Annotated in this window: 9 protein-coding genes and 1 pseudogene; 6 read left to right on the top strand and 4 right to left on the bottom strand. The window is 44.2% G+C overall.

Annotated features, from left to right (window positions below; genetic code table 11):
- The first annotated feature begins 89 nt into the window (after nt 1-89).
- The 3 genes from lruB to LEP1GSC060_RS18510 are packed head-to-tail and all read left to right on the top strand — an operon-like array spanning nt 90 to nt 4,161.
- On the top strand, nt 90-1,406 hold the full coding sequence (gene lruB / locus LEP1GSC060_RS18520; protein ID WP_003010992.1) for an imelysin LruB: 1,317 nt from the start codon (nt 90-92) through the stop codon (nt 1,404-1,406).
- Nucleotides 1,407-1,432: 26 nt separating this feature from the next.
- On the top strand, nt 1,433-2,947 hold the full coding sequence (locus LEP1GSC060_RS18515; RefSeq protein ID WP_003011053.1) for a di-heme oxidoreductase family protein: 1,515 nt from the start codon (nt 1,433-1,435) through the stop codon (nt 2,945-2,947).
- Complete coding sequence (locus LEP1GSC060_RS18510) at nt 2,944-4,161, top strand: imelysin family protein (protein WP_003010967.1); 1,218 nt, start codon at nt 2,944-2,946, stop codon at nt 4,159-4,161. Before LEP1GSC060_RS18515 ends, LEP1GSC060_RS18510 begins: the two co-directional genes overlap by 4 nt.
- Nucleotides 4,162-4,549: 388 nt before the next feature.
- Here the strand turns inward: LEP1GSC060_RS18510 and LEP1GSC060_RS18505 are convergent, their stop codons facing one another.
- A complete protein-coding gene (locus LEP1GSC060_RS18505) occupies nt 4,550-5,758 on the bottom strand; it encodes a WD40/YVTN/BNR-like repeat-containing protein (RefSeq protein ID WP_196221671.1) in 1,209 nt (402 codons plus the stop codon).
- A 332-nt stretch (nt 5,759-6,090) separates the two neighbouring features.
- Between LEP1GSC060_RS18505 and LEP1GSC060_RS18500 the strand changes: the two genes are divergently transcribed.
- The 3 genes from LEP1GSC060_RS18500 to LEP1GSC060_RS18490 all read left to right on the top strand — a co-directional run bounded on the left by LEP1GSC060_RS18500 (nt 6,091) and on the right by LEP1GSC060_RS18490 (nt 9,788).
- On the top strand, nt 6,091-6,513 hold the full coding sequence (locus LEP1GSC060_RS18500; RefSeq protein WP_003011019.1) for an MAPEG family protein: 423 nt from the start codon (nt 6,091-6,093) through the stop codon (nt 6,511-6,513).
- A 182-nt stretch (nt 6,514-6,695) separates the two neighbouring features.
- Nucleotides 6,696-7,412, top strand: coding sequence for a phosphate signaling complex PhoU family protein (locus LEP1GSC060_RS18495; RefSeq protein WP_003011009.1), 717 nt, complete (start codon nt 6,696-6,698; stop codon nt 7,410-7,412).
- 141 nt (nt 7,413-7,553) lie between these two features.
- Entirely contained in the window at nt 7,554-9,788 is a 2,235-nt protein-coding gene (locus LEP1GSC060_RS18490) for a WGR domain-containing protein (RefSeq protein WP_003011016.1), read from the top strand.
- 275 nt (nt 9,789-10,063) lie between these two features.
- On the opposite strand, the gene LEP1GSC060_RS18485 is transcribed toward LEP1GSC060_RS18490, so the two are convergent.
- From LEP1GSC060_RS18485 to LEP1GSC060_RS18475, 3 genes and pseudogenes are all read right to left on the bottom strand, one after another.
- Nucleotides 10,064-10,873 (bottom strand): prohibitin family protein, encoded by an 810-nt coding sequence (locus tag LEP1GSC060_RS18485; protein WP_003010996.1) that lies wholly within the window; start codon nt 10,871-10,873, stop codon nt 10,064-10,066.
- A gap of 29 nt (nt 10,874-10,902) precedes the next feature.
- Entirely contained in the window at nt 10,903-11,328 is a 426-nt protein-coding gene (locus LEP1GSC060_RS18480; protein WP_003010975.1) for an FxLYD domain-containing protein, read from the bottom strand.
- 250 nt (nt 11,329-11,578) lie between these two features.
- Nucleotides 11,579-12,796: pseudogene (locus LEP1GSC060_RS18475) on the bottom strand (DUF1561 family protein); the annotation flags it as partial.
- Nucleotides 12,797-12,807 lie beyond the last annotated feature (11 nt).

The raw sequence follows: 12,807 nt of genomic DNA, 5'->3' as shown, positions 1-12,807 counted from the left end.
TATTATAACAACCAGTTCATCGAAAATTCCCCGGTTGCGGGTAACGCCCCTCTTCCGGGATCTTTTTTAAAAACTTTCAGGAAACTTGAATGAATCTCAAAAAATTTACCCTCCCTTTCCATCTTCTGATTACGGCTTCACTTTGTTTCTCGAATTGTAAGTCGGAAGAGAACAACAATTCCGTATTATTAGGCGCCCTACTCGCGTTAGGGATGCAACCTACAGCGACCAAAGCCCAAGTAGTCGATCGTTATCTGCAACTCGGTTACGAATCCTACGATCAGAGTTACAAAGACGCGATCACTCTCCAAACCGCAGTAACGGCATTCGCGGCCAATGCAAACCCAACGGCGGCGGAACATACAAATCTTAAAAACCTATACATCAAAGCAAGAGCCACTTACCTCGTAACCGAAGCGTTTCGTTTTTCGTCCGGACCGATCGACAATACGGACGTCTTAGGTTGTGGGGGCAATGCGGACGGATCCGGAGACGAGGAATGCGAAGGACTGATCAACGCATGGCCGTTAGACGAAAGCGCGATTGACAACTACATCAACGGAGCGAACGCAACCACGTACGCCGCCATCGTAGCTACAAACGGAGACGCGGCCGCAAACGGTGGAGCAGTCGATAACAACGACGAAACCGCGATCACCGTAGGTTGGCACGCGATCGAATACCTTCTCTGGGGACAAGACCTGTCTAACGGAGGAGTCAACGAAATTTCGGGACAACGTCCTGTGGGTGATTTTGCAAATGCGACTGCAGGCGGGGCCAGAAGAAGGGCTTACATGAAAGCGGTCACCGACGGGTTAGTACTACAACTGGGACTTATCAGAGATCAACACACGGACGGTGCGACGTTTTCAAACGCTTTCAAATCCAATCCGAACGCTGCGGTCACTTCCATCTTTCAAGGACTTGGAAAATTCATCGCGGGGGAATGGGGCGGAGAAAGACTTACAGGAACCTTCGGGGGACAACAAGAAGAGGAACATTCCTGTTTCAGCGATACCACAAAGGCGGACTTTTACTACAACGCTCAAAGTGTTTTGAACATTTGGTCCGGATCTTACGAACTGAAAAAAGGAACCGTGATTTCCACAGGTCCGGGACTGAAGAGCCTTTTCGGAACGTTAACCGCTCCTCCGATCACCGCGCAGGTAACGGCTTCCAGAGACGTATTTTGTATCAACCTTCCGGAACAAACGGCCGATCCGAATTACACCACTGCTTGTCCATCCGGTTCCTTGACGGAAAGATACGATCAAATCATCAGAAATACGGATTCGGAATATAAAATTCTTTTTGATGCACAGAAGTTGATCGGAGATACTGTGAAAAAGACGATCACAGACGCGGCCAAAACCATCGGCGTTTCGATCACGGACTTCTCCATTTAAGTTAAAAAAATAAAATACGAGTCACAATGAAAATCAAAAGACCGATGGCGAAGGAAGAATTTTCTTCCTTCGCGGTTTCAATATATTCTAAAATTCGAATAACCTTTTTCATCGGAATCCTATTCGGATTCTTCACCCATTGTATCCCCGATATTTTCAATCATAAAAAGAAAAATCACGATCAGGACATGGCGATCCTTCTTCTTTTTCTCGCAAACATGGATCCGGGAGAACAATACTCCGGCGGTTTAACCACAACCTTCGACACCACCGTTAACGCTTTCGATCTCGCCTCCGCCAATCTCCGAGAAGGCGGAAACATTGACTTTCAAGGCGGAAATTCATTTTTCAATCGAACTTGGGTTCAAGGCGGAAACTCTGCGTCAGACGGATTGGGTCCCGTTTTTAACAGCCCTTCCTGCAACGGGTGTCACGTAAAAGACGGAAGAGGAACTCCTCCCGCAAACGGAAGTAACGTTTTTTCAACGATGTTGATTCGAGTCAGTAAAAACGGAAAAGATCCGATCACAGGCGGACCGGTCGGGCTCGACAACTACGGACTTCAGATCAACAACCGCGGAATCCCCGGAGTTTTAGCGGAAGCGACGACAACCGTAAACTTTGCGGAAGAACCCGGAAACTTTCCGGACGGAGAGGCGTATTCTCTCAGAAGACCTACATTCACGATTTCGAATTGGAATTTCGGAGTTCCCGCGCTCGTAAATCAATCTCCTCGAACTTCTCCGATGATTCCCGGACTCGGACTTTTAGAAGCGATCCCGGAATCCACGATCCTTTCCTTTGCGGACGAAAACGATTCGGACGGCGACGGAATATCAGGAAAACCGAATCTAGTTTGGGACGCAAAACTGCAAAAGAAAGTTTTGGGAAGATTTGGATGGAAGGCAAACGAACCGAGTTTATTTCAGCAAAACCAAGGAGCGTTTTTAGGAGATATAGGAATTACAAGTCCTCTTTTTCCGAATCAAAATTGTGTCGGCGCACAAGCCGCTTGTTTCGCTTCTCCCGCAGGCAATAACGGAGCTCCGGAAGGTACCGAAATCTCAAACAAAACGGCGGAGCTTGTCACTTTCTATACCAAACTTTTGAGTATCCCCGGGAGAAGAAACTGGACTCAACCCGACGTGATCCGAGGAAAAGAAATTTTTTCGGAAATCGGATGTAACTCCTGTCATAAACCGTATATCTTCACGGGTCGCTCGGAAGGATTTCCCGAAATATCCTTTCAACATATCAAACCTTATACGGATCTTCTCCTTCACGATATGGGGTCCGATCTCGCCGACAACCGAGAAGACTTCGAAGCTTCCGGAACGGAATGGAGAACACCGCCGCTTTGGGGAACGGGACTCGTCCAAAAAGTCAACGGACACAATCATTTACTTCACGACGGACGCGCAAGAGGTCATAAAGAGGCGATCTTATGGCACGGAGGCGAGGCTTTGACGTCCAGAAATAAGTTCGTCAATCTTGCGAAAGCCGATCGGGATAAATTGATTTTATTTCTGGAATCTTTATGAGAAATTTAGAATTTACTAATATTTCTCCGGCGAGACCGCTCCCGCTCGCCAAAAGGATCAAGATTCTCGTTCTAAGTCTGACGATCGTACTTCCGGGTATTCGTTGCAGGGACTTCGGAAAAATTACGGGAACGGAAACCCTACTCGTCGCGTTATTCGCAAACGCAAGTACGGGAGAATTCCTGAATTATACCGCCAACCAAATCGCCGTTCCTCAGTTCACCCGTCTTCTCGCCGCAACCGACGAATTAAAAACGAGCGCGACTGCGTATCAAGCGGCTCAGAATGCGACCACCCTTGCGGATCTTCAAACGAAATGGTCGGCGGCGAGAAAAATTTTCAAACAGTGCGAAATCTTTTACATCAACCGTTCCTATCTTCCTTCCAATTACTTTCATCGATTGGACGGTTATATCTTAGGAGAAACCAATCGCCCGACGGCAAACGATTTGAATATCGCCGCCGCAACGAACCCCAATCCGAATACGGTCGATTCTTATCCTCTCCCTCGAAAGGGATTTGCCGCGCTGGAATATTTGATTTTCGACGACGGAAACGGATTACGCACGTTAGTCGCAATCAATGCGGCCAATGCGAACGCGGGAAGAAGAACCTACATAGTTTCACTCGCAAGCGTGATTCAATTGGACTCGCAGCGGCTTTTAAATTCCTGGAGTGTTTCTTCCGGAAATTTTGCCGGAGAATTTGCGACGGGCAGCGGGTCCTTCGGCGGAATCAAGGATGCGATCGATTCGTTTATCAACGGATTGGTTCAGTTGGAATACACGAATCAGGACGTTCGAGTCGGAGTTCCGGCGGGCCTCACACTTTCGGGAACGACTCAATATCCCACAAAACTGGAATCGATTTACAGCGACACGGCTTATCGGGATTTGTTGTCTTCCTTGGAAGGATTGGAGCTCGTTTATTACGGTAACGCAGGAGATAACGAAGCGAGATCCCTCAGTTATCTCGTTCAATTTCAAAATAACGCGTTAGACGCTCGTGTTAAAACGAAAATTGCAGCGTTAAAATCCCTTATCCAAGGAAGAATCGACGCGTCCGCTCCGCTTCGGACCGATCTCGCCGGAAATTTAGGTTTTGTGAATACGGAAATTTATTCTAGATTCAAGGAACTTCGCGTCCTCTTTGCGACGGAAGTCATAGGAATCCTCGGCGCAAACGCACTTCCTTCCAACTCGGACGGAGATTAAAGAGCCTGCCCCAAAAACGATCCGATTTGACCGCAAATCCCTACGATTATTTTAATTTTTGGGACAAACGCTAAAGAGAATAGAAAAAGTTCTTAATATTATAATATTCCACAGTTTGAATTCGTTTCAAAACCGCAGGTTCAGCGTAAATTCGGCACAACCGATGCGAAAGCGATTGAAGCGAAATCAACAAATTGAAATTACAAAAGGATTTCGTTTTTCGAGCAATCCGTCAATTTGTTGATTAAAGCGAAACTAAAAACTCAATCTCGCTTCGCGAGATAGGTCCGGCCTGCCAAGGCCGGATTCGCCCCAAACTTTCTTACGCTAAAATTACGTTAAGCCGACGAGAAATAAACGATGAACCCGGAAAGATTTGAACCGATCCCTAAAGCGAATACAACACACAAGCCGGATTTCCGACGGCGTTTGAATTAGAATTTCTCTCCCCTTTGAGACCGGGATCGGTCTCGTAGTAGGTTACAAATTCGTCGTTGGATCCGTACAATTTTTCTTTGTAAGAAATAACGATTTTTCCGGCAGCCGCATCGAACGTCCCATCAATTCCTCCCGAGTAAAACGGCAAAGGGATCCAGGTCCAGTTTGCGCCGCCGTCGACGGTTTTATAGAGTTTATAAGACTGATCCGGACCGTAAAACGCATAACCGAATGTTGTGGTAATAAATTTTACTTTTCGAAACTTCCCTCCGGTCAAGTTATGCGCCACCGCGGCCCAAGTAATTCCACCGTCGACCGTACGTCCCAGAGAAGCGCCTCCGCTAATCCAACCATTCTGCGTATCCAAAAAAGAAAAATTCGCGAAATAAGATGCGAAAGCGGTAGCGTTCGTCGCATTAAAAGGATTTCCCGGACTCGGAGAATAATAAACGTTTAGATTTGAATAAGAAGGACCGTAACCCGCATACAAAATTTCTTGAGAGGATTTATATAATAAATCATAAATATTGATTTTTTGTCCTAAGGAAGAACGACTCCAAGATTCTCCTCCATCCGTAGTACGATCCAAAAAATAATCGGTTTGCGAACCCGAAGAAGAAGCGTCGCCGTTCGTACCGATTCGAATTCCATTGGAGGAATCCAAAAACTGCATCCAATGAAAGGGACTCTGATCCCTCGGTCCCATAAACATAGGACCGAAAAAAACGGCGTCAAACTTCATCGGCGCCCAGGTCAGACCGCCGTCCGTGGATTTATAATTTACCGCATGATGATTGACTGCATAAACTTCGGTTTCCGATTTTAGAAAATAATGAAAATTGAATCTTCCTCCGATAAGGGACGTCAAAGTCGGAGTTCGATTGGAAAAACTTCTTCCATCGGGACTGAATACGAGTGAAACTTCATCCTTAGAGCCGGTGTCATAAAAGTCGGCTCTTTGATACATTGCCGCAACGGCGCCCGAAGGAAAAATCCGAATCTCGTTTGCATTTACGGGACTTGTGTTATTGGCAGCCGGCTGAGCGCACCAGATCATCATTAAGAGATCCGTGTTATTCGTTTTCTCTTTCTTTTCACACGATGCGAAAAAGAAACAACAGGAAAATAGAATATAACACGATACCCATTTGAATTTCATTCGATTGAGGTTGGAATTCATTTTATCAACTCGACCTATTCTATCCGACCGACGTCCGTTTCAAGTCATAATTCCGTTTAAAAAGATAGAACAAAATAGCCGATTGATTCCCCGTATCAATCCTCGCTTCCGGAAGAATCAAACCTAGAAAATCAGAATTTCATACTATTCTTAAGTCCCTCCTTTCATCAGGAACTCGAATGGAGCGCGGAAGGTGGAATCGAATCAGAAGATCGTTCTTCCCGACACGAATTATAAAATTCGATAAATCCGACTTGCCTTCCAAACACGAGTTGATTCCATTCTCCAAAAAACAATTTAGGAAGAATGGAATGAATCCTGCAATCATCGCGTTATTAGGTTTTGTATTTTGGACTTTGTTACTCGGACTTTGTGTGGTCGGCATCCGGTCGTTCAAGGTATTGACGGGAACCAACAAATCGAACGAGTTTCCGGCGGGAATCAAACACGGAAGCGAATTCTATTGGAGGCTCAACCGCGCTCATCTCAATTGTATAGAGAACCTGCCTATTTTTGCAGTTCTAGTTTTGATCGCGGCCTTCGCCGGAGTTTTAGACGAAACGTTCGAGCTCGCGGCGAAGATCGTTTTGGGAGCGAGAATCTTTCAAACTCTCGCACATCTCAGCTCCGGTTCCGTTCTCGCGGTGAATGCGCGTTTCACCGGCTTTATCGTTCAATACGGAAGTTTTACATATCTCCTCTGGCACATCGTCCGCAAAACTGGAATCGTCTAACATAACCCGCCTTAAGGGACAAAACATCGGTCTCTGAAAACGAAAGACAAACTACGAAAAACGTAACATCGTTTCGGCGATGTTTTGGGATTGGATTTTGCTCAAAAAGAAAATCTACTTGACCAAACTCGTTTCTTAAGAAGGATTCTTTTTTACTCGAACCTTTGTCCGTCCGATGCATTATGTTTTCCAAATTCGACTTCCTTCGTAAAAATTTATACAGCATGGCGGAACTATGCCTTGAGCAAGTACTCCTTTTGGACGACGCTCTTGAAAAAGACGACAGCGAACTTGCAAGAAAGCTAATTGACCGGGACGATTTGATCGATAATCTCGAAAAACAAAACGACAATCTTTCTCAAAACGCGATTTTGGAAGCCGTAGCCAATCGCAATTCCATGGGGATGGATCAGGTGGACGGAGAAGTAGTTTTAAAACGCGACCCTCTTAGATTCGCACTCTCCGCGATCCGGATCACGAGAAACTTGGAAAGAATGGGAGATCAAATTGTAAACTGCGCCAAATGTTTTCGAAGAGGTCTGATCCCGAATCGTTTTTTTTGCGACGAAGAGATTCTCAACAAACTCTTATCCAGGGTAATTACGATCGTGGGAATGGCGGTCGAATCCTTGGTCGAAGAAAAAAATCGTTTTTACGGAAGCGTTCACACCGTGGAAGAAGAAATCAATAATCTCTGTCAGTCCGCTTTTTTAAAATTCGTCATGGATCCGAGATTGGATAAGAATCAATTCGCGGACGTATACAGACTTATTCTTTGTTTGGAAAGAACCGGCGACTATGCGGTGAACATTGCGGAAGAACTGGTTCGTTTGAATACCGGAATGGATATCAGACACGCTTCCGATCCGGTTCAGGCGATCGCAAAAACCGCAAGCTGATAAGTTCACAATCGATCACAATTTTTAGAATATTCTGAAAAGATAATTCAATCGATTTCAAAATATAAACTGATAGGCAACACAAGCGAAATAAATTATGCTATTCGACTCACTCTCATCAAAAAAGAATTTGGTTCAAGTATGAAAAAACACTTCATCCTTTCGGAAAACGGTTCCGAAACCTTTTGGCAAATCGAACTCTCGGGATATTCTTTGATTCTTTCCTTCGGAAAAACCGGTTCCGGTGGAAAACGTACGATTCGCAATTTTAAAAACAGAGACCTATGTCTCAAAGAATTCCAAAAATTAGTAAATGAAAAATCGAAACTCGGGTTCCGAGAATCCGATCATGTTCCTTCGTTAAAACCTCTGACGGGTAATCCGAATTATAAGGAAACCTGGAAAAAAATTCTGGAATCTTCCGATCAAAAACAGGCGCTACGAGATCACTTTCGATTTTTGATCGAAACGGAAGATTGTAAATCCCTTTGGGAACAAATTTTAGATCAAATTACGGAAGTTAAAATAGACGAAGAAGATAAATTCGTAATCACTCTTCCTTGGTCGTATGACGACGAAACTCCGGTCCATCTTCGTTGGAACCCTCCTTATCTCGGCAAAATTCATTCTTCCGTTCCCGACTCTATGGCTCGTTTTGTTTCCACATTCAACGGAATCGAAATCTTTCACGACGATGACGACTACCCTACCTTTGCGATCCGAGGTGTGGACGGAGAACCCGAACATTCCGACAAACCCGCGCGTGTAGAAAACGACTACGGTTGGGAAGACGGTATTTTAGAAGAAGGTGACAGTTGGTGGATTGCACCATTGGAAATTGTGGGAAAGAATTTAGAAGACATTCAATCCTTGGGTTCTTACGATCAGTGTCAAAATTGGTTCGTATATCATCCCTTCATCAAAAATAAATATAGAGAACCTGCAATTTCCAACGTGGATCATGGAAGTTGCGAACTGGAATCCCCCACAGTTCGTTACGGGCTCGGAGGATTTTTACTTAGGGAAATTTGTAATTGGGTTCGGGAAATTGATTCGGACACGGACGACGAACTTCCGTTAGACGGTTCCCCCGTTGTCACCGGAGGTTTCCAGGAATTTATGGCGCATAAGGCCGTCAAACTTTCGGAGAACCAACCGGAAGTCGCCAAACGTCTGTTAGAGTATGATTGGCATTCTTTAGCGCGTTATGTCCATCGGTCGATTTTAAAGTGGATCTTATCCTTATCCGAAGAGGACGCCGTAAACGAAAATATTCTGGTCGTCGATTCGTATTGGGACGACGCGGGTGAAATTATTTTTCTCGGATTGGACTGGCACGCGGGAGAAAACTACGACGACGCTATGTCCGAAGGAGCCAATGAGATCGATTATCCTCTCGACTTTACCTCATTCTACAAATCCGTTTTAGGAAAAACCGAAAAGGATGAGTTGGACGGGCACGAGGTTATGGAAATTTTGGAGGACGACTATTCCATTACGAGAGACATACTCGCGTATCTTTCCGTGGAGAATTTGATTTCCATTGCAAACGGGGAAGAATTCAAAAAACTTCCAAGAGACAAAGAGGGAGTTTATCTCGCGTATTCACACTATCACGATGAAGAGGCGACCGTCGCTTATCATTCTTCCAAAGGAGTTCAAGAAAAATTCTTTAAAACCTTATTTTCCGATTCGGTTTCAGAAAAACCGAAAAAGGAAATTTCCGAAGAAGAGCAGGAACTCGTCGACGATATAGCCGGAGACGTTCTCGAAGATTATCCTTGGGTTTGGAAAAATACGATCGAAAAGAGTATCGATCGTATCGCCGAAAATTTTCAAGAGAACAAAGAACGTTATCAAAAGGAATTCGATAGGATTCTGGAATACAAAAACAAGGTTTCCGGAGAGGAAGATAAAACGACTTTGAAGAATCTCGGAATGCAAATGACTTCCGCGGCTCTCAATCGATTTTTAAGAGAAAATAAACCCGACGTCGCCGATTGGGTTCTTCATTGTTATAACGACATCTATCGTTCTTTGGGATTCGGCGGGAACTCCACTCTCAAAGGAAACGAAACCGGAAACTCTTACAACACCGCGGAGTATTTTGCCGGAGACATCATCGTGTTCATCGCAAAATACGGCGGAAACAAATATCTTACTTTACTCGACGAACTCTTACCTCCCGACATTCGGGACGCGAGGCTTGCGTTCAACCTCGCTTGTTTGAATTCCTTGGAAAAGAACAAACCGAACGTTATACGTTATACGAAATTGGCGTTGAGTTTGGGGAAACCGAAAAAGGATTTTCAAGACAGCGACTTCGACAATTTCAAAGACGACCCGGAGTTTCATTCCCTCGTTTCGGTACACTGAAATCGGATCGTTTTTGATTTTGTCGGAACAATCATTCGGGTGAACGAGAGTTTGAAAGACATTTGAGTTGGGGAAATTTGTGGGAACTACCGCACACTTTCCGATTCACGACCAAATATTGCTCACAACGAAAATTTGTGGGAACTAACCACAAATTTGAAATTCAATTAAGAACTTGCGAGATAAATCTTAGCCGAAAACTCACCAAAACCTCAAAGGAAATCGGAGAATAAGACCGACAACGATGAAATTTTGTAGATTTTGGGAAAAACTCCTCATTCTTTCGGGCTGATCACAATCGGTAAATTATCTTTTCCCTGAGGTACAAAAATCAACTTAGAATTCGGATTATCAAACGCCTTATACTGCAAATATCTCGTGGTCAACTTTTCGTTGATAACTGCTTGCGACTTCGCCTGGCCTTCCGCGCGGATCAACTGCGCTTCCGCATCGGCTCTGGCTTTTTTCTTGGCGATTTCTATATTCTTTTCCGCGATTTCCAGTTCGTATTTTTGTTGTTCCAGTTCCTGTTGTTTGGTCAACTTCGCTTCGATCGCGTGGAGCATATTGGGAGAATATTCTATGTCGTCCAAGATCACGTCGAACACTTCGATATGTTTTCCTCTCGTCCTTTCGATGACGGCGGTTTTAATATCCTTTGCCAAGACCGCGCTGTTTTTTGAAATCTGAATCATCTGATGATGAGAAACCACGTTCCGAATCGAAGCTCTAAACTCAGGTTGCACAATACTTTTATAATATTCCGGTCCGACTTCGATATGAAGTTGATAAATTTCCTCTCGAATCGGACGCAGAATGATCACCGCTTGGACGTCGATCTTCAAGTCGTCGTTTGTAAGGACGTCCACTTTTTCCTTATGAGAATCCCATTGTGTGGAATACGTATAAATATCGTTCCAAGGTAATAACCAATAAAATCCGTTTAGGACGGGATCTTTATGCAAACCTATGTCCGAAAATCCGAAAGGTTTCCAGAACAATCCGATTTGTCCCGGATGAACGGTGGAACCGCAGTTTAGAGCGAAAACCAAAAGAAACGCGAAAAAAAATCTGTTCTTGTTCATAAGTAAACTCTTATATTCCTTTTTACTTTTTAGTTACTACCTTCGAATTCGATCGTAAAACGTTTAATCAATTTCAGATCCACGTATTTGGCGCTCGCATAAAAATCCTTTTTGTGACCCGTAGGTAATCCCTGCACCGCAAATTGACAGGACTCCAAAAGATAATCGTCCTTATCGTAAAAGTTCATCGTAAAAAACGCTTCCGCATGATCTTTTCCGGAAAGATTTTCGATTTGTCCGTTGATTTCCAAAAAGGTAAATTGATCCTGCAAACCGACGTTGTAATATTTGTATTTTCCATCGACGGTTAGTTCTCCGTTGGATCTGCCCCCAATCAAAACGGGAATGAAAAGAAAGAAAAAGAATACATAAGGCGCTACCTTAATTCTAATTCTTGTTGAATTTTGAAAAAACTTTTTTCCGAAAGAAACGGCGGTAAAAAAATTAAGGCTCATAGAATGCTCGGTTAGAAAGCATATCATTCAATTCAAAAAGACGGAAACCATTTTCTTGTATTTTTAAAACTTATGAGAACCTCTATAAAGTGAATTTTTTTATTAAGAGTTTGTCCGCCAACCGTCCGATTTTATCGGAATGGCCGCAAATCTCTGCGATTGTTTTGAGTTTTGGGACCGGCTCTAAAGAAGGTTCCAATACGGCAATTTGATAGGACGATTGCCGTATTCGGATTTTATAAAGTTTTCCTTAAAATGGTAACGGGAGTGCACATCTGCCGCTCGGACACTGATTTACGGATGCGCTTGTCGGATATTCCCCTGTGCCTCTTCTGCCGTCCCCCTCTCCGGTGCAATTTGCGTTAGACATCATAGATTCAAACATACTTGTATAGATACCCAGCGGTTGTATAGTTGTAAATCTTGTCAGCGTATTCGGTTCTTCCAGGTGCGCAACTATCTGGGACAGATCCGTGGTGGGTACTAAAGCTCTCCTGAATTGTTCCAATGTCCACGAACGCGCGTTAGTTGGAATTACTACTAACCCCTGAGAGGCCCTAAAAATCGGAACCATATGCCCCGCTATGGTTCCATCGGGACGTTGTCTCCCCATTACTCCCAACCAGATGCTCCCGGGAGGGGAATTGATGAGTGAACTAATGTGAGAAAGAATCTCGGCCCGATTCGTGGATTCCGTAGAAGTAGACCAAAAATACTGAGGCAGCATAGTATTAATGGATGCAAATGACAAAAATCTTTGTGTATAATAGTGAGGATAAGGGGAATACTTTATAGGTATATCTTCTAACAACCTTTCCAAATGCGGATAACGTCGACCAAACGAGATAAAAGGATCCGTATCTGGAGCCGTATCGAAGAAATAACCTCCACTCTGAAGAGGTCCTTGCGAATGATACTCCTGAAGCTCCGCCAACATCTGGAAACTATGAAGTGCGCAAGGACCGCATACTCCAATTACTCGAGTCGCAGATTCAACGGAAACTGAAGTTGCTATCGCATAAAGTCTTCGAATCCACTCATCAGTTAATTGAAAACTGGATGGTAAGTCCCTTTTGACTCTTTTATGGATAAGACTCTTATTTCCGGCCGGACAATACTGCTCCGTTTTTCCAAGATTCCCGGCTGTGTAACGTACCCAATTCAGCAAATCCTTATTAACGGTAAACAGAGAAGTAGGACTGTTGGTAGTATCGTTTTTCAAAAAAGAGGGTTTAGCCGCATAGGCAACACCCCAATTGGATCCATACCTGGTAACTCTTAGGGCATTCCCCTTGTAATCCGTGATCATCCCTCCCTCGTCGGTTTCCAGAGAGACGTTCCAATAAGCGGAATTGTCCTTACTGATAGGCGCGTCGCTACACAATCCCCATTTGACCCAATTCCATTGATAACTATTTACCTTGGAATACATACAATAGAGAGATCCGCTCACGGGATCGTATTCGGCATACTAGGTGT

Source organism: Leptospira weilii serovar Ranarum str. ICFT (genome assembly GCF_000332415.1).
GTDB classification, from domain to species: domain Bacteria; phylum Spirochaetota; class Leptospiria; order Leptospirales; family Leptospiraceae; genus Leptospira; species Leptospira weilii_A.
The sequence above is the reverse complement of the archived record's forward strand: the minus strand, read 5'-3'. Positions and strand labels throughout refer to the sequence as shown.